The organism is Streptomyces sp. NPDC051561 (genome assembly GCF_044454195.1).
Taxonomy (GTDB): domain Bacteria; phylum Actinomycetota; class Actinomycetes; order Streptomycetales; family Streptomycetaceae; genus Streptomyces.
In genome coordinates this window covers 200,338-218,346 of record NZ_JBITDM010000007.1, presented here as the reverse complement: position 1 = coordinate 218,346, position 18,009 = coordinate 200,338, and the positions used below count along the sequence as shown (strand labels likewise).

Below are 18,009 nucleotides of genomic sequence, written 5' to 3'. Positions count from 1 at the left end.
TCACGTCATGAGTGAGGGCCCCGGCGGTTGTTGACTGCCGGGGCCCGGCCCTTTGTGAGTCCTTGCGCTGTCAGCCCTGGAGCTGTCAGTCCGTGGGCGTCGGTACGGGATCCTCACCGAACACCCAGGGTGCCAGTACGACCATCCAGCCGTCCGGGTCGGCGAACACCACCGCACCCCGCTTCGGCCAGTACGAGTTGGCCGCCTCCACCGGCTGGTGCCCGCGCTCGCGCAGCCGCCGCACCGCGGCCTCGACCGCCTCGGGCCCGCGCACGTACAGCACCAGCTGGTTCTCCGGGTGCGGCTGCGGGATCAGGGGCGGGTTGCCGTGCTGGGTGATCTCCATGTGCACGGGGGAGCCGGGCAGACCGAGCACCACACCGTCGTAACCGTCGTGCCCGCGCCAGTCGGCGAGGACGGGGAGCTGGAGGTCGTCGCGGTAGAAGGCGAGGACGTCGTCGTAGCGGGCGGTGGGCCGGGCGAAACGGACGGCGCCGACGTCGAGATGGGCGGGCCAGGAGTTGGTCATGAGGCTCAGTGTGCAGGGGCCCGGGGTCCACCCGGCACCGGCCCCGGCAGTAACACGACTGGGCCGCTCGTCCTAGGTCTCGGGACGAGCGGCCCAGCCGTGTTCCTGCCTGCGGCACTCAGTAGCTGATGCAGGCCGAGTGCCACTCCGTATAGAAGTCCCACACCTCCGGCGAGCACTCCGGCGGCCCGTACTGCGACGCCTTCGACCCCACGTGCGGCAGATGTGCGTACGCGCCCACACCCGGCCGGTTGACGTGCAGCATGCCCGCCTCGAAGCGGTCGATCGCCTCGAAGGCACGCGACTGCGAGGCGGTGAAGATGGTCCCCGACATGCCGTACTTCACCGAGTTGGCGATCTCCATGGCGTTCTCGAAACCGTCCGCGTCGATCACCGCGAGCACCGGACCGAAGACCTCCTCCTGCGCCAACTCGCTGTCCCACGCGGTGTGCACGACCGTCGGCTGCACATAACAACCCTCCGGCAGATCCTCACGGACCTCCCGCCCGCCGCCGCACAGCACCTTCCCGCCCTCGCGCACCGCGCCCGCGACGGCGTCCAGCGCCGCGTCCAGCCTGGCCGTGTTCACCACCGGGCAGATCTTCGCGTCCGGATCGTCACCCGGCCCCACCCGCAGCTTCTCCAGCCTCGGCAGCAGCCGCGCCAGGAACTCGTCCCGCACCCGCACGTCCACCACGGCCCGGCTGGTCGCACTGCACCGCTGGCCCGCCTGCCCGAACGCGCCCTTCAGCACCGCGTCCACTGCCTTGTCCAGGTCGGCGTCATCACACACGATCACCGCGTTCTTGCCGCCCAGCTCCAGCTGGGTACGCAGCAGTCGGTGCGCCCCGCCCTGATGGATCGCGGTGCCCACCGGCAGTGAACCCGTGAAGCTGATGCCCACCACGGCGGGGTTCGCGACCAGTGCCTCGCCGGCCGCCACATCGCCCTGGACCAGGTTCAGCACCCCGTCCGGCACCCCGGCCTGCTGGAAGATCTCCACCAGCAGTGCGGACGTCAGCGGGGTAAGCGGCGACGGCTTGAGGATCGCGGTGCACCCGGCGAGCAGCGCGGGAGCCACCTTCCACAGGGGGATCGCGAGAGGGAAGTTCCACGGGGAGATCAGTCCGACGACACCGATCGCCTTGCGGAAGGTGAACGCGAGGGTACGGTCCTCCTCGGCCGGGGCGGTCACCCCGCCCAGGGTCCGGGCCTGCCCGGCCGTGAACTCCAGGATGGCGCGCGCCCGTTCCACCTCGCCCCGGGCCTCGGCGAGGAGCTTGCCCTGCTCACGGGTGATGGCGGCGGCGACCTCCTCGGCGCGCTCGCCCAGCACCCGGTGCGCCTCGGTGAGGTACGCGGCCCGCTTGATGGGGCCGAGCCCGCGCCACGCGGCCAGCGCCGCCGACGCCGCGTCCACCGCGTGGTCGGCGTCCACACCGCCGGACTCGGTGAACTCGCCGATCGGGTCGGCGAAGTCAGCCGGGTTGACGTTCTCCCGGGTCTGCCCGGACTCCGCCGCCACCCACTGTCCGCCGATGAAATTGAGCCGTAGGTGCGGTGCGGTCGCGGGTCGATTGCGCTCCGATGCGGGTGCCATGCCCTCCCCTTCGCTGGACCAAGCCGGGGCCGGCGCGGTGTGCTGCGCCGGACCTGGTCAGACTCGCCCACGCGGGGGGTCCTCACAACGGGCGATTAGGGTATGCGCCTGATAGCTGGGGCCTATTGGGCCTCCAGCCCCCGCCGCAGGCCCGGTGCACCCCGTACGCGCAGGCCGCCCCGACGGCGTACCAGAAGAGGTCGGGCGCATTGAACGTCGATCCGAGCGCCAGCCGCGCGAGCGTGCTGTGTGCGCTCAACGTGGCCGGTACGGAGGTGAGTTGGGCGAACTCCACGGCCCAGCTGACGCCGAGCGCGACCGAAGCGGCGACGAGTGGACGTACCCGGGGGGCCACCGCGACCACCAGGGCATACAGCAGGACGGTGTAGAGCGCGTCGCCCGCGTACTTGGCGAGGTCGCCGGACGTGGCGGCGCGGATGCCGAGAGCGGCGGCGATCACTGCCGCCGCCGCTCCCAGGGCCACCAGACGTATCCGGATCAATCGCCCAGCTTCCTGAACAGCCCCTCCTGGACGACCGAGACGAGGAGACGGCCCTCGCGGTCGTAGATGCGGCCGCGGGCCAGGCCGCGGCCGCCGGTGGCGATGGGGGACTCCTGGTCGTAGAGGAACCACTCGTCGGCGCGGAACGGGCGGTGGAACCACATGGCGTGGTCCAGGGAGGCGATGTCGAAGTTGCGGGAGCCCCAGAGGGGTTCGACGGGGAGGCGGACCGCGTCGAGCAGGGTGGTGTCGGAGGCGTAGGCGAGGGCGCAGGTGTGGACGAGCTGGTCGTCGCCGAGGGGGCCGACCGCGCGCATCCAGACCGCGCTGCGCGGCTCGGCGCCCTCGATCTCGTCGCGGGTCCAGCGCAGGCCGTCGACGTAACGGATGTCGAAGGGCTGGCGGCGGGCCATGCGTTCCAGCTGCTCGGGGAGCGCGCCGAGGTGTTCGCGGATCTCGTCGGAGACGGAGGGGAGCGCTTCGGGGCCGGGCACCTCGCGGCGGGGCGGCAGCTGGTGCCCGATGCCGCCCTCCTCCGGCTTGTGGAAGGAGGCGGTGAGGTTGAAGATCGTGCGGCCCTGCTGGACGGCGGTGACCCGGCGGGTGGTGAAGGAGCGGCCGTCACGGACGCGCTCCACCTGGTAGACGATCGGGACACCGGGGCGGCCGGGACGCAGGAAGTAGGCGTGCAGGGAGTGGACCGGGCGATCGCCGTCGGTGGTGCGGCCCGCGGCGACCAGGGCCTGACCGGCGACCTGGCCGCCGAAGACGCGCTGGAGGTGCTCCTGGGGGCTCGCCCCGCGGAAGATGTTGACCTCGATCTGCTCCAGGTCGAGCAGATCTACGAGTCTCTCGGCCGGATTCGTCATGGTGTGGGTTCCTCGGGTGGTGGGGGACGGGGCCCGGGCCGGGGGCCCGGGGTTCCTCGCGTTCGGGTACGGACTAGAGCTGGCCGACGGAGGTGACGCGGACGACCGCCCGCGCCTCCTCGTCGGAGGCCGCGAGGTCGACCTCGGCGCTGATGCCCCAGTCATGGTCGCCCGCAGGGTCGGCGAACGCCTGCCGGACCCGCCACAGACCGTGCGCCGCGTCCTCCTCGATCATCAGGAGCTTGGGGCCGCGTGCGTCGGGACCGGTGCCGAGGTCGTCGTGCTCGTCCCAGTACGCGTCCATGGCCTCGCCCCACGCGTCCTCGTCCCAGCCGGACTCGGCGTCCATCTCGCCCAGCGCGCGGACGTTGTCGAGGGCGGCGAGTTCGACGCGGCGGAACATGGCGTTGCGGACGAGCACGCGGAAGGCGCGGGCGTTGGCGGTGACCGGTTTGACCTGGTCGGCCCGCTCCTGGGCCTGCTCGGCGGTCTCCACCTCGGGGTTGGCCAGCTGCTCCCACTCGTCCAGGAGGGAGGAGTCGACCTGGCGGACCAGCTCGCCGAGCCAGGCGATCAGGTCCTGGAGGTCCTCGGACTTGAGGTCGTCCGGGATGGTGTGCTCCAGGGCCTTGTAGGCGCCGGCGAGGTAGCGCAGCACGATGCCCTCGGTGCGGGCCAGCTCGTAGTGCGAGGTGAACTCGGCGAACGTCATGGCGCGTTCGTACATGTCACGGATGACCGACTTGGGGGAGACCGGGTGGTCGCCGACCCACGGGTGGCTCTTGCGGTAGACGTCGTACGCGTGCCACAGCAGCTCTTCGAGAGGCTTGGGGTAGGTGACCTCCTGGAGGCGCTCCATCCGCTCCTCGTACTCCATGCCGTCGGCCTTCATCTGGCCGATCGCCTCGCCGCGCGCCTTGTTCTGCTGGGCGCCGAGGATCTGGCGCGGGTCGTCCAGGGTGGATTCGACGACCGAGACCATGTCGAGCGCGTAGGACGGGGACTCGGGGTCGAGGAGGTCGAAGGAGGCGAGGGCGAAGGTGGAGAGCGGCTGATTGAGGGCGAAGTCCTGCTGGAGGTCGACGGTGAGGCGGACGATGCGGCCTTCGGCGTCGGGGGTGTCGAGCTGCTCGACCACGCCGCCGTCGAGGAGCGAGCGGTAGATCGCGATGGCGCGGCGGATGTGGCGGAGCTGCGCCTTGCGGGGCTCGTGGTTGTCCTCAAGGAGGCTGCGCATCGCCTCGAAGGCGTTGCCGGGCCGGGCGATGATCGACAGCAGCATGGTGTGGGTGACCCTGAAACGGCTGGTCAGCGGCTCGGGGTCGGAGCCGATCAGCTTGTCGAAGGTGGACTCGGACCAGGCGATGAAGCCCTCGGGGGCCTTCTTCCTGACCACCTTGCGGCGCTTCTTGGGATCGTCGCCGGCCTTGGCGAGCGCCTTCTCGTTCTCGACGACGTGCTCGGGGGCCTGGGCGACCACGAAGCCCGCCGTGTCGAAGCCCGCCCGGCCCGCGCGGCCCGCGATCTGGTGGAACTCGCGGGCGCGGAGCGTGCGGACGCGGGTGCCGTCGTACTTGGTGAGAGCCGTGAACAGCACCGTGCGGATGGGGACGTTGACGCCGACACCGAGCGTGTCCGTCCCGCAGATGACCTTCAGCAGACCGGCCTGCGCCAGCTTCTCCACCAGGCGGCGGTACTTGGGCAGCATGCCCGCGTGGTGCACGCCGATGCCGTGGCGGACGTAACGCGAAAGGTTCTGGCCGAACTTGGTGGTGAAGCGGAAGCTGCCGATAAGGTCGGCGATCTTCTCCTTCTCCTCCTTGGTGCACATGTTGATGCTCATCAGCGACTGGGCGCGCTCGACGGCCGCCGCCTGCGTGAAGTGCACGATGTAGACCGGGGACTGCCGGGTGTCGAGCAGCTCGGTGAGCGTCTCGGTGATGGGCGTCATCCGGTACTCGTAGGAGAGGGGCACCGGCCGGGTCGCCGAGCGGACGACCGCCGTCGGGCGCCCGGTCCGCCGGGTGAGGTCCTTCTCGAACATGGAGACATCGCCGAGCGTCGCCGACATCAGGATGAACTGCGCCTGCGGCAGCTCCAGGATCGGGATCTGCCACGCCCAGCCGCGGTCCGCCTCCGCGTAGAAGTGGAACTCGTCCATCACGACCTGGCCGATGTCGGCGTCCTTGCCGTCGCGCAGCGCGATCGAGGCGAGGATCTCGGCGGTGCAGGCGATGACCGGGGCGTCCGAGTTCACCGAGGCGTCGCCGGTGAGCATGCCGACGTTCTCGTGACCGAAGAGCTTGACCAGTTCGAAGAACTTCTCCGACACCAGGGCCTTGATCGGCGCCGTGTAGAAGGTGACCTTGTCCTGGGCCAGCGCGGTGAAGTGCGCACCCGCCGCGACCAGGCTCTTTCCGGAACCGGTCGGCGTCGACAAGATCACGTTCGCGCCGGTGACCACCTCCATCAGGGCCTCCTCCTGCGCCGGGTACAGGTTGATGCCCTGGTCCTCGGCCCAGGACGAGAAGGCCTCGAAGAGGGTGTCGGGGTCGGCGTTCGGCGGGAGCTGATCGATAAGGGTCACGCCCCCATCTTGCCTGGCGTCCTCCCGGATCGGGCAACCGGAGGGCCGACCGAAGATCATCCTGGATAGGGTGACGGGTCAGCCCACCGAAAGCCCGGCGTCAACTCGGCGGCCCGGTACAGCGGATGGGCACAGGAACCTTAGGGGCGGGTACGACCATGATGGGACCGGCACACTCACTGTCAGGGGCAGCGGCCTGGCTGGGGGTGGGTGCCGCCGCCGCAGCGGCGGGCCACGCCATGCCGTGGCCGGTGCTCGTCGTCGGCGCACTGATCTGCGCGGGCGCTGCCCTCGCCCCCGACCTCGATCACAAGTCGGCGACCATCTCGCGCGCTTTCGGCCCGATCTCGCGCCTGCTCTGCGAGATCGTCGACAAGCTGTCGTACGCCGTCTACAAGGCCACCCGCACCAGCTCCGACCCCCGCCGCACCGGCGGCCACCGCACCCTCACCCACACCTGGGTCTGGGCGGTCATGATCGGCGGCGGCTGCTCGGCGGCCGCGATCTGGGGCGGGCGCTGGGCGGTCCTGGCGATCCTCTTCGTGCACCTGGTGCTGGCGGTTGAGGGACTGCTGTGGCGGGCTGCGCGGGTGTCGAGCGATGTGCTGGTGTGGCTGCTGGGGGCCACCAGCGCGTGGATTCTGGCGGGGGTGCTCGACAAGCCGGGCAACGGGTCCAACTGGCTCTTCGACGGGCCGGGCCAGGAGTACCTCTGGCTGGGGCTGCCGATCGTGCTCGGCGCGCTGGTGCACGACATCGGGGACGCGCTGACCGTCTCCGGCTGCCCGATCCTCTGGCCCATCCCGATCGCGGGCAAGCGCTGGTACGCGCTGGGGCCGCCCAAGCCGATGCGGTTCCGGGCCGGCAGCTGGGTGGAGCTGAAGGTGCTGATGCCGGTGTTCATGCTGGCCGGAGGGGTCGGCGGGGCAGCGGCGCTCGGGTTCATCTGAGCGTGCGGGAGGGGCGGGAGGGCGGGATGCCTCCCGCCCCTTTCGCTTTCCCGGGGCGGGTGTACGTTCGGGCCAGTGCACCTTTCACGAAAGGCAGTGACACGTGTCAACAACTGAAATGGCCACCCCGGCCACGGGCCCTGCCGACGAGGACCGTCTCGTCGTCGCCACCTCGGCCGGAGCGGTGCGTGGCACCGTCCGTCACAGCAGCCACGCCTGGCTCGGCGTTCCGTTCGCCCAGCCGCCGGTCGGCGAGCTGAGGTGGCGTGCGCCGCGTGCCCCGCTGCCCTGGGAGGGGGTGCGCGAGGCGACCGGGTTCGGGCCCGCCGCCGTACAGCTGCCGCGGTTCGACCCGACTGCTCCGCCCTACGAGGGCGACAGCGAGGACTGCCTCTACCTGAACGTCTTCGCCCCGATGGCGGAGTCGGCCACCGCGCGCCCCGTCCTGGTGTGGATCCACGGCGGCGGCTTCGTCTTCGGCACCGGCAAGGACTACGACGGCACGGTTCTGGCCGAGCGCGGCGACTGCGTGGTGGTGACCTTCAACTACCGGCTCAGCTCCTGGGGCTTCCTGCACCTGGCCGGGGTCGACCCGTCCGTCGCCGACACGAACGTGGGCGTACGGGACCAGGTCGCCGCCCTCGCATGGGTGCGCGACAACATCGCGGCCTTCGGTGGCGACCCGGCCCGGGTGACCCTCGTCGGCGAGTCCGCGGGCGGCATGAGCGTGGGCACCCTCCTCGGTGTCCCTGCCGCGCGGGGCCTCTTCCACGGTGCGGTCGTGCTCAGCGGCGGCGCCGCCGAGCAGCACGACGCGGCCACCGGCACGGCCGCCGCGAAGGGCCTGCTGTCCGCCCTCGGCATCCCGGAGACGGAGGCGGCCAGGCTGCGCGAGGTGCCCGTCGCCGAACTCCGCGACGCCACCTTCCGGCTCGCCATGACCGGCGGCCACGAGGGAAAGCAGGGCATCCCCTACCTTCCCGTCGTCGACGGCGACCTCGTCCCCGAGGTCCCGCTGGCCGCCGTCGAGAGGGGCGAGGCCGCCGAGGTGCCGCTGCTGGTCGCCTACTGCCGCGACGAGATGGCCATCTTCACCCTCGGCGGCGACGACACCCCGATCACCAAGTCCCTGGAGGCGGCGGTCGGCGAGGAGGCGTGGGCCGAACTCCTGGGCCGGTACGAGCAGTTCGAGCCGGAGGGTGCGACCGTCGGCGGCAGCCCGCGCAAGACGCTGCTCGGTGACGCGATGTTCGTGATGCCGTCGGTACGTCTGGCCGAGGCGCAGGTAAGGGCCGGTGGCCGGGCCTGGATGCACCGTTTCGACCACCAGCCGCCGATGGAGCCGTACCACGTCCTTGGCCCCACCCACGCGGCGGACATCCCCTGCCTGTGGAGCCGCGAACCCTCCTTCGACCTGTGCGCGCTGAGTGGCGAGCCGGCCGACGGCTTCCTGCCGATGAGCGAGGACGACAAGGCGGCCTCGGCGGCGTTGCAGGACGCGGTGCTGGGCATGGTCCGCGAGGGGCGGCCGGTTCTGCCGGACGGGCCGCACTGGCCCGGGTACGACGAGAAGGCGCGGCCGATGATGCTGATCACGGCGCGGCCGGAGTTGGCCGAGGACCCGACGGGGGAGCGGCGGGCGGCTTGGGACGGGCTGAGGGACTGACCGGTGGGCCGGTCGACCGGCTGACGGCTGACCGGCTGACCGGCTGAAAACCCTGGGGCGGCTGCCTCGTGCGCGACGTTACGGTGGGCCGGGCCCGGGCTGCGGCCCACCGTGACGTACCTCTGGAGGTGCCGGCCGATGAGCTTCCCGTACCCGATGCCCGAACCGTACGACCAGGGCCTGCTCGATGTCGGCGACGGCCACCGCATCCACTGGGAGGTCTCCGGCAACCCGGCGGGCAAGCCCGCCGTCGTGGTGCACGGAGGGCCCGGTTCCGGCAGTCGCCCGGGGAACCGCAAGTTCTTCGACCCGGACCGCTACCGGCTGGTGCTCTTCGACCAGCGCGGGTGCGGGCGGAGCGTTCCCCATGTCGCCGACCCGGGGACGAGCATGGAGCACAACACGACCGCGCACCTCGTCGCCGACATGGAGAGGCTCCGGACCCGGCTGGGCGTCGAACGGTGGCTGCTCTTCGGCGGATCGTGGGGCTCCACGCTGATCCTCGCCTACGCGCAGGCGTACCCGGAGCGGGTCTCGGAGATCGTGCTGGCCGGGGTCACGACCACGCGGCGCTCGGAGGTCGCCTGGCTGTACGGGGGCGTCGGACGGTTCTTCCCCGAGGCGTACGACCGGTTCCTGCACGGGTTGCCGGAGGCGGAGCGGGGAGATCCGGTGGCGGCCTACGCGCGGCGGGCGTCCAGCTCCGACCCGGCGGTGCGGGACAGGGCGGTGGCGGACTGGTGTGCGTGGGAGGACGCGGTACTGGGGCTGGAGCCGTCCCCGTCGCGGACCAAGGCGTACGCGGGGCGGCCGGAACGGGGCCGGATCTCGCTGGTGCGGATCGCCTCGCACTTCTTCGCGCACGGGGCATGGCTGGAAGAGGGCGTGCTGCTGCGGGAGGCACACCGGCTGGCGGGGATTCCCGGTGTGCTGGTGCAGGGACGGCGTGACCTCGCGGGGCCGCCGGGTACCGCGTGGGAGCTGGCGCAGGTGTGGCCCGGTGCGGAACTGAGGATCTTCGACGACTCGGGCCACACGGGAGGAGCGGAGTTCGGGGCGGCGCTGGGGGAGGCGGTGGAGCGGTTCGCGAAGCAGGGGTGACGAAGTGGGGGCGGGGGTACGGGCGCGGCTGAGCCGGGGGCGGTGGGGTGCGGGCGTGCGCGTCGCATCATGGGCGTGGCCAGGCGGGAACGGCGGGGTGCCGGTGCGGTCCGGCCGGGGCAACGGAGTCACTGCCGCCGCCCCCGCCGTGCCCCGCCCCGACGCCGCTACCCGTGCCAGGACCGCCAAAGTGCCGCGTACGCGCCCTCGGCCGCGACCAGCTCCTCGTGGCTGCCCAGTTCGGTGATCCGTCCCTCCTCCACCACCGCGATCACATCCGCGTCGTGCGCGGTGTGCAGGCGGTGCGCGATGGCGATGACCGTGCGGCCGTCCAGGACGCGGGCCAGCGACCGCTCCAGATGCCGGGCGGCGCGCGGGTCCAGCAGCGACGTCGCCTCGTCCAGGACGAGGGTGTGCGGGTCCGCCAGCACCAGCCGGGCCAGCGCGATCTGCTGCGCCTGCGCCGGGGTCAGGGCGAAGCCGCCCGAGCCGACCTCGGTGTCGAGGCCCTCGTCCAGCGAGCGGGCCCAGCCGTCCGCGTCGACCGCGCCGAGTGCCGCCCAGAGTTCGGCGTCCCCGGCGGCCGTACGGGCGAGCCGCAGGTTGTCCCGGAGGGATCCCACGAAGACGTGGTGCTCCTGGTTGACCAGGGCCACGTGCGAGCGGACCCGCTCTGCGGGCATGGCGGACAACTCCGCTCCACCGAGGGTGAGTTCACCCGTGCGCGGGGCGTAGATCCCGGCCATCAGGCGGCCCAGCGTGGACTTGCCGGCACCGGAGGGGCCGACCAGCGCCACCCGGGTCCCCGGCGCCACGTCCAGAGACACCTGGTGCAGCACATCCACGCCCTCGCGGTACCCGAAGTGCACCTCGTCGGACCGCAGTCGACGCCCGTCGGGCGAGACGGAGCCGTCGCCCGCGTCCGGTTCGATGTCCCGGACGCCGACCAGACGGGCCAGCGACACCTGCGCCACCTGCAACTCGTCGTACCAGCGCAGGATCAGGTTCACCGGATCCACCAGCATCTGGGCCAGCAGCGCCCCCGTGGTCAGCTGGCCGACCGTCAGCCACCCCTGCAGCACGAAGACCCCGCCGATGACGACCGACGCGCACAGGATGGTGACGTGGGTGAGATTGATGACGGGGAAGAGGACCGTACGCAGCCACAGCGTGTAACGCTCCCACGCCGTCCACTCCTTGACCCGCCGCTCGGACAGCGCCACCCGCCGCGCCCCCAGCCGGTGCGCCTCGATGGTGCGGCCCGCGTCGACCGTCTCGGCGAGCATCGCCGCGACCGCCGCATAGCCCGCCGCCTCCGAACGGTACGCGGAGGGCGCCCGCTTGAAGTACCAGCGGCAGCCCACGATCAGCACTGGCAGCGCGACGACCACCGCGAGCGCCAGCGGCGGCGCGGTCACCGTGATGCCCGCGATCAGCAGGGCCGCCCACACCACACCGATGGCGAGCTGCGGCACCGCCTCACGCATCGCGTTGGCGAGTCGGTCGATGTCGGTGGTGATACGGGAGAGCAGGTCGCCGGTGCCGGCCCGCTCCAGCACGCCCGGCGGCAGACCCACCGAACGTACGAGGAAGTCCTCGCGCAGGTCCGCCAGCATCTCCTCGCCGAGCATCGCGCCGCGCAGCCTGGTCTGCCCCACGAACACCGCCTGAATCAGCAGCGCCCCCGCGAACAGGGCCGCCGTGCGCTCCAGATGGAGCTCCGCCGCGCCCGCCGTCAGACCTTCGATGACCTCGCCGAGGAGGTACGGGCCCGCCATCGAGGCGACCACCGCGAGGGTGTTCAGCACGACGAGGGAGAGGAACGCCGTGCGGTGGCGGCGCAGCAGGTCGGTGACGTAGAGCCGGACGGTCGCCGGGCTGCCGACCGGCAGGGTGGTGGCGGACTCGGGGGCCGCCGGGTCGAACTCCGGGGGTGCGACCCCCCGGCGCGGGTGCGCCGTGGCCGTACTCATGCCGATTCCTCGATCTCTTCCAGTGCCTTCAACGTGCGGATTTTCGCGTCCCGTTGGTTTGCGTCCGCTGCTTCCTCCTCCGTCTCGCGGGTGACGACCGCCCGGTAGCGCGGCTCGGTGTGCAGCAGCTCGCGGTGTACGCCGACCGCGACGACCTCGCCCTCGTGGACGAGGACCACGCGTTCCGCTTGGTCGAGCAGCAGCGGGGAGGAGGCCAGGACCACCGTCGTGCGACCTGCCCTGAGCCGTTGGACACCCGCTGCCACCCGGGCTTCGGTGTGCGAGTCGACGGCGGACGTCGGCTCGTCCAGGACCAGTACCTCCGGGTCGGTGATCAACGACCGGGCCAGCGCCAGACGCTGACGCTGACCGCCGGAGAGCGACCGGCCGCGTTCGGTGATCCTGGTGTTCATCGGGTCGCCGTCGCTGTCCACCGACGCCTGCGCCAGCGCGGCCAGCACGTCGGTGCACTGGGCGGCGGCGAGGGCGTCCTCGGCGGACACCTTCCCCGACCCGGGCACGTCGAGCAGCTCGCGCAGGGTGCCGGACAGCAGGACCGGGTCCTTGTCCTGGACGAGGACGGACGCGCGGGCGGCGGCCAGCGGCAGCTCGTCGAGGGCGACCCCGCCGAGCAGGACGGAACGTACCTTCTCCGATTCCCGTGAGGCCCCGGGGGAGTGGGGGGAGTCCCCGGCATCCTCCGCGTCCGCCGGATGCCCGCCGAGCCGGTCCGCCAGGCGGCCCGCGACATCCGGGTCGCCGCACACCACGGCGGTGAACACACCGGTCGGCGCGAGCAGCCCGGTCACCGGGTCGTAGAGGTCACCGGTCGGGGACTGCGCGGCCCCGAGCCCGTCGCCGGGGGCGGTGCGGGACAGCGCCAGCACCCGCGCCGCACGCTTGGCGGACGGCTTCGAGAAGGAGTACGCCATCGCGATCTCCTCGAAGTGCCGCAGCGGGTACATCAGCAGGGTCACCGCGCTGTACACGGTGACCAGCTCGCCGACGGTCACCGTCCCCGCACGGGCCAGCGTCGCCCCGTACCAGACCACGGCGATCAGCAGCAGTCCCGGCAGCAGCACTTGTACCGCGGAGATCAGCGCCCACATCCTGGCGCTGCGGACGGCGGCCTTGCGGACCTGCTGGGAGGCCTCGCGGTAGCGGCCGAGGAAGAGTTCCTCACCGCCGATGCCGCGCAGCACGCGCAGCCCGGCCACCGTGTCGGAGGCCAGCTCCGTCGCCTTTCCGGCCTTCTCACGCTGTACGTCCGCGCGCTGCGTCGCCTTCGGGAGCAACGGCAGCACGGCGAGCGCGAGCGCCGGGGCGCCGATCGCGACGACCAGGCCCAGTGCGGGCTGGTAGAGGAACAGTCCGACGCAGACGATCACCACGGCGGCCACCGCCGCGACGAACCGCGACAGCGCCTCGACGAACCAGCCGATCTTCTCCACGTCACCCGTCGAGACCGCGACCACCTCGCCCGCCGCGACCCGGCGGGTCAGCGCCGCGCCCAGCTCCGCGGTCTTGCGGGCGAGCAACTGCTGCACCCGGGCGGCGGCGGTGATCCAGTTGGAGACCGCGGTGCGGTGCAGCATGGTGTCGCCGACCGCCAGCAGCACCCCCATCAGCGCCAGCAGCCCCGCGGCCAGGGCGAGCCGCCCGCCGGAGCGCTCGACGACCGCCTGCACGGCGAGCCCGACCCCCAACGGCAGCCCGGCCACCCCTATCTGGTGCAGCAGCCCCCAGCCGGTGGACTTGAGCTGCCCGCCCAGCTGGTTGCGGCCCAGCCACAGCAGGAAGCGGCCCCCGGAGCGGACATCGGGTTCGCCGGGGTCTGGATACGGAAGATCTTTAATCTGCATGGGGCCCTACGGCTCGGGGTGCGGGGGTGGAATCGGTGCGAGCGGATCGCGGACGGCCGGACGGAGCCCGGCCACCAAGAGCCGCCGCAGAGTCGAGTGGGTGACGTGCAAGGTTCGCGCCCGCACCAGGGCCGGGGCAATCGATTTATGCCCGTGACCGCCCGGAACGCGCCACTTTCCGCCACCGGACACAAGGGCGCGTGCGGGTGGCCTCTGGCGCTCCGGACCGTCCCACGCTTCACTCCTGTCGCATGAGACAACGAAGAGTCATCTCCGTGATCGGTGGCCTGGTGCTGGCCGCCGGGGCGCTGTTCGGCGCGGGCCCGGCGGTCGCGGCAGGCGGCGGCGAGCCACCCCCCGCCGAGTTCGGCAACGACTGGCACGACCCGCTGACCGCCGCCCCGCCGGTTGCCAAGCCGCACTCCCGCTCCTGCCAAGTGACGCTCGGCGAGGCCCGGTTCCGCGACTTCACGCCGTACAGGGGGAGTTACACCCCGCCGGAGAAGTGCGGCGGCAAGTGGAGCAAGGTGGTGCTGCGGCTGGACGGCAAGGTCGAGGGCCGCCAGTACGACCGCCTCGGCTACGTCCATGTCGGCGGCGTCGAGGTGCTGCGCACGTCCACCCCGCAGCCCTCGCCGGACGGCATCACCTGGTCCGTGGAGAAGGACGTCACCCGCTACAGCGACACCTTCCGGCGTACGCAGGACGTCGAGATGCTCATCGGCAACGTCGTCAACGAGACGTACACCGGCGTCTTCGACGTGAAGGCGACCCTGACCTTCTACGCCGCCGGGGGCGCGGCCAAGCCCGCCGCCACCCCGGACCGTGTCCTCACCCTGGGCGGCCCGGACGCCAACTCCCTGACCACACCCCGCAATGCGCAGCGCATCCTCGCCGAGGTGTACGCCACCGGCTCCGGCGGCGGCTGCGAGGAGTACTGGTATCTCGCGGTGCCCGAGCAGGCCCCGTACTCCTGCAAAACGCCCGACGGCCCGTACCGCGAAGTCCAGATCAAGGTCGACGGAAAGCTCGCCGGAATCGCCGCGCCGTTCCCGACGGTGTGGACCGGCGGCTGGTCCAACCCCTTCCTCTGGTACGTCGTTCCGGGACCCCGCGCGCTGGACATCAAGCCCCTCCAGTACGACCTGACCCCCTTCGCCGGGCTGCTCAACGACGGCCGCCCGCACAAGGTCGAGGTCGGCGTCGTCGGGGTACCGGCGGGCGGGAGCGGGTGGAGCACCCCGGTGAACGTGCTGGTCTGGCAGGACCACGGCAGCCGCGTCGTCACCGGCGGCCTGACCCGGCACGAGGAGGGCGCGCCGGTCAACTCCACCCGGTACACCCCTGGTTCGGAGCACCGGCTGGACACCCGGGGCGGTCACCGGCTGTCGGTGGCGGGCTATGTGAACACCTCGCGCGGCCGCGTCGAGACCCGTATCGCCCGCAGTCTCGCCAACACCTCCGTGCACCGGTGGACCGACGGCGAGTCCCTGGACGCGCTCAAGGGTGAGTGGACGGACGAGGAGACGATCACCACCAGGGGCAGGTACGGGCCGGAGCGCGCCGTCGGGACGCGCCGCACCTACACGATGGACGGCACCACCACCCTCGGCGCCGGGGACCGGCTGCGGACCGTGCTGACCCTCGGCGACAAGGCCGCCACCGAAACCCTGGTGGGCGGCCGCCGGGTGGCCTTCACCGACCTCGACGACACCTACCGGGGCGATGCGACGTACACCGCCAATGTGCCCCGCGACCAGCGGCACGCGGTCGCCACCACCGGCGAGAACTACCGCTACTCCGCCTCCGACGGCACCTGCTACGACCGCAGCGTGAAGACGGTGCAGGGAACCCTGGTGGAGGACCGGCGGCGCTGCTGACCCGCACGGCCCTTCCGGTGTTTCCGGCGGTGCCGGCCCTTCCGGTGCCTCGCGGGACACCAGTGGCAGCATGGAAGGCATGCCGACAGCGAAGATACGACGCGGACCGGCCGTCGCGGGTGCGACTGCCGGGCTGCTGCTCCTGACGGCCTGCGGCGGCGGTACGAGTGGGGAGTCCGACCCACCGCCCGCCGCCGCGGGCACGCCCGGCGCCTCACCGAGCCACGACCTCAAGCGGATCCCCGACGTGGGCGACCGGATGCAGGCCAAGATCCCGGCGGGTTCGCGGCAGGTCGTCGCGGTGTACGGCGAAGCCAGGAACTCCGCCGACGCCACGGTCGTTCTCTACGACAAGAAGGGTGCCACCTGGGACCGGGTGGCCGCCTGGCCCGCGCACAACGGCGTCAAGGGGTGGACCCCCGACCACCGCGAGGACGACAAGCGCAGCCCCGCCGGCGTGTTCACGCTGTCCGACGCGGGCGGTGTGCTCGCCGACCCGGGCGCCAGGCTGCCGTACACCCGCTCCGCCTCGATGGCTGCCCCGCGCACCTGGGCGAAGACCCACTGGCACGACTTCGACTACGCCATCGCCATCGACTACAACCGCGTCAAGGGCACCCCGCCCAACGATCCGACCCGCCCCCAGGGACAGAAGAAGGGCGGCAGTATCTGGCTGCACATGGACCACGGCAGCGGTACCTCGGGCTGCGTCAGCGTCTCCAGGGCCGCCATGGAAACCCTGCTGCGCAGCGTCGACCCGGCGCGCGAGCCGGTCGTGGTGATGGGCGACAAGGCGTTTCTGAAGAGCTGACGGGCTGGAAGGGCCCGGCTGGTCCAACGGGCTGACGGGTTCGCGCACGGCGGAACGGCCTGACGGGTTCGCGCACGGAGGAGGGGCCGGGCTCCCCGACGCCCGGCCGCACGGAGGAGGGACCGGGCTCCACCGGCGCCCGGCCCCTCCCTCAACCCTTCAACTCACCCGTCGCGTCAGCCGGTCGGCTTCTTCGAGTCGACGCCCGGGCGGGCCTTCTTCCACTCGCCCCGGGTGAAGTCCGGGATCGCCTGCGGCGCGCCCTTGCCCCGGATCGAGAGGTGGCTGAGCGGTACCGGCGCGGTCCAGGTGGCCGCGTCGTACACGTCGAAGTCGGGGACCAGGCCCAGCTGCATGCACTGCATCAGCCGGAAGATCATGATGTAGTCCATGCCGCCGTGACCGCCCGGCGGGTTGGAGTGCTCCTTCCACAGCCAGTGGTCCCACTCGGCGGCGTACTTGCCGAAGTCGTCCCACTGGTCATTGGTGTTGGCCGGCTCCAGGTAGATCCGCGGCGGGTAGTCCTCGAAGACGCCGAGGGTGCCACCGAGGCTGTTGATCCTGCTGTACGGGTGCGGGGTGGAGACGTCGTGCTCCAGGCGGATCACCCGGCCCTTGGCGGTCTGGACGAGGCTGATCGTACGGTCGCTCTCGATGTACGACTCCTTCCAGCTGGGGTCGCCCGGCGGCATGTGCTTCTCGCGGTACTCGGCGAGGCCGAGTGCGGGGGAGCCCACGCTGACGACGCTCACCGCGCGGTCGCCGCGGTTGACGTCCATGTAATTGCCGACCGGGCCGAAGCCGTGGTTGGGGTAGAGGTCGCCGCGCAGCCGGGTGTGCCAGAGGCGGCGCCAGGGGCCCTCGTAGTAGTCGGGGTCGAACATCAGGCCGCGCAGGTCGTGGTTGTACGCACCCGCGCCGTGCAGCAGATCGCCGAAGAGGCCCGCGTGGGCCATCCGCAGTACCCGCATCTCGTTCTTGCCGTAGCAGCAGTTCTCCAGCTGCATGCAGTGGCGTCTGGTGCGCTCGGAGAGGTCGACCAGGTCCCACAGCTCGTCCATCCGCATGGCGAGCGGACACTCCACGCCGACGTGCTTGCCGTTCAGCATGGCCGTCTTGCACATGTCGTAGTGGAAGTCCCACGGGGTGGCGACGTACACGAAGTCGATGTCGCCGCGCTTGCAGAGGTTCCGGTAGTCGTCCTCGCCCTTGGCGTAGACGGCCGGGGCCGGCTGACCGGCCTTGACGACCTTGGCGACGGCTTTCTCGCACTTGGCCTTGACCGGGTCGCAGACGGCGACGACCTTGACGTTGGGGATGGCGAGATAAAGGTCGATCATTCCGTCGCCGCGGTTGCCCAGTCCGACGATCCCGACGCGTACCGTGGAGCGGCGTTCGAAGGGGACGTTCGCCATGGTCTTGCCCTGCCGCTTGGGCTCGGCGGCAGCGGCCTGACCGGCGGCATTGCTTTCTGCGGCAGCGGCCGTGCCTGCCGCGCCGAGGGTGCCGCCCAGCCCCAGGCCGAGCCCGGCCCCGGCAGCACCGGCGGCGCGCAGGGCCGACCGGCGGGAGACGCCGTCGGGGGAGTCGTCGGGGGCAGGGGTCACCTTGTCGTCGTACATCGAACCTCCGTAAAGGGTGATCGGGTACCGACCGATCAGGGTCACGGAGGTGATGCA

General features: G+C 71.7%; 13 protein-coding genes. 5 read left to right on the top strand and 8 right to left on the bottom strand.

What is annotated here, in order from left to right:
- Window positions 1–85: 85 nt before the first annotated feature.
- The 5 genes from ACIA73_RS18640 to ACIA73_RS18620 form a co-directional block, all read right to left on the bottom strand.
- Window positions 86–529 (bottom strand): VOC family protein, encoded by a 444-nt coding sequence (locus ACIA73_RS18640; RefSeq protein WP_399439632.1) that lies wholly within the window; start codon window positions 527–529, stop codon window positions 86–88.
- Between the two features lie 118 nt (window positions 530–647).
- A complete protein-coding gene (locus ACIA73_RS18635) occupies window positions 648–2,129 on the bottom strand; it encodes an aldehyde dehydrogenase family protein (protein WP_399439631.1) in 1,482 nt (493 codons plus the stop codon).
- An 82-nt stretch (window positions 2,130–2,211) separates the two neighbouring features.
- A complete protein-coding gene (locus ACIA73_RS18630) occupies window positions 2,212–2,631 on the bottom strand; it encodes a DUF2809 domain-containing protein (protein WP_399439630.1) in 420 nt (139 codons plus the stop codon).
- The gene (locus ACIA73_RS18625) at window positions 2,628–3,500 is read right to left on the bottom strand and encodes an acyl-CoA thioesterase (protein ID WP_399439629.1); all 873 of its coding nucleotides are present in this window, start codon (window positions 3,498–3,500) and stop codon (window positions 2,628–2,630) included. The genes ACIA73_RS18630 and ACIA73_RS18625 overlap by 4 nt, the downstream gene beginning before the upstream one ends.
- Before the next feature lie 73 nt (window positions 3,501–3,573).
- Complete coding sequence (locus ACIA73_RS18620; protein WP_399439628.1) at window positions 3,574–6,087, bottom strand: DEAD/DEAH box helicase; 2,514 nt, start codon at window positions 6,085–6,087, stop codon at window positions 3,574–3,576.
- Between the two features lie 158 nt (window positions 6,088–6,245).
- Here ACIA73_RS18620 and ACIA73_RS18615 point away from each other — a divergent pair, with 158 nt between their 5' ends.
- From ACIA73_RS18615 to pip, 3 genes are all read left to right on the top strand, one after another.
- Window positions 6,246–7,037, top strand: a complete 792-nt coding sequence (locus ACIA73_RS18615) for a metal-dependent hydrolase (protein ID WP_399439627.1) — start codon at window positions 6,246–6,248, stop codon at window positions 7,035–7,037.
- A gap of 103 nt (window positions 7,038–7,140) precedes the next feature.
- Complete coding sequence (locus ACIA73_RS18610) at window positions 7,141–8,703, top strand: carboxylesterase/lipase family protein (protein WP_399439626.1); 1,563 nt, start codon at window positions 7,141–7,143, stop codon at window positions 8,701–8,703.
- A 138-nt stretch (window positions 8,704–8,841) separates the two neighbouring features.
- Complete coding sequence (pip, locus tag ACIA73_RS18605) at window positions 8,842–9,804, top strand: prolyl aminopeptidase (protein ID WP_399439625.1); 963 nt, start codon at window positions 8,842–8,844, stop codon at window positions 9,802–9,804.
- 167 nt (window positions 9,805–9,971) lie between these two features.
- On the opposite strand, the gene ACIA73_RS18600 is transcribed toward pip, so the two are convergent.
- Window positions 9,972–11,777 carry an ABC transporter ATP-binding protein gene (locus ACIA73_RS18600; RefSeq protein ID WP_399439624.1) on the bottom strand — a complete coding sequence of 602 codons (1,806 nt, stop codon included), beginning with the start codon at window positions 11,775–11,777 and terminating at the stop codon, window positions 9,972–9,974.
- Window positions 11,774–13,639 carry an ABC transporter transmembrane domain-containing protein gene (locus tag ACIA73_RS18595; RefSeq protein ID WP_399439623.1) on the bottom strand — a complete coding sequence of 622 codons (1,866 nt, stop codon included), beginning with the start codon at window positions 13,637–13,639 and terminating at the stop codon, window positions 11,774–11,776. The genes ACIA73_RS18600 and ACIA73_RS18595 overlap by 4 nt, the downstream gene beginning before the upstream one ends.
- 251 nt (window positions 13,640–13,890) lie before the next feature.
- On the opposite strand from ACIA73_RS18595, the gene ACIA73_RS18590 reads away from it, so the two are divergent.
- Both ACIA73_RS18590 and ACIA73_RS18585 read left to right on the top strand, forming a co-directional pair.
- The gene (locus tag ACIA73_RS18590; RefSeq protein WP_399439622.1) at window positions 13,891–15,519 is read left to right on the top strand and encodes a peptide-N4-asparagine amidase; all 1,629 of its coding nucleotides are present in this window, start codon (window positions 13,891–13,893) and stop codon (window positions 15,517–15,519) included.
- A gap of 79 nt (window positions 15,520–15,598) precedes the next feature.
- Entirely contained in the window at window positions 15,599–16,330 is a 732-nt protein-coding gene (locus tag ACIA73_RS18585) for a L,D-transpeptidase family protein (RefSeq protein ID WP_399439621.1), read from the top strand.
- A 176-nt stretch (window positions 16,331–16,506) separates the two neighbouring features.
- Here ACIA73_RS18585 and ACIA73_RS18580 read toward each other — a convergent pair whose 3' ends face one another.
- Window positions 16,507–17,952: a Gfo/Idh/MocA family protein gene (locus tag ACIA73_RS18580; protein ID WP_399439620.1), complete on the bottom strand. Its 1,446-nt coding sequence runs from the start codon at window positions 17,950–17,952 to the stop codon at window positions 16,507–16,509.
- Window positions 17,953–18,009: the final 57 nt, after the last annotated feature.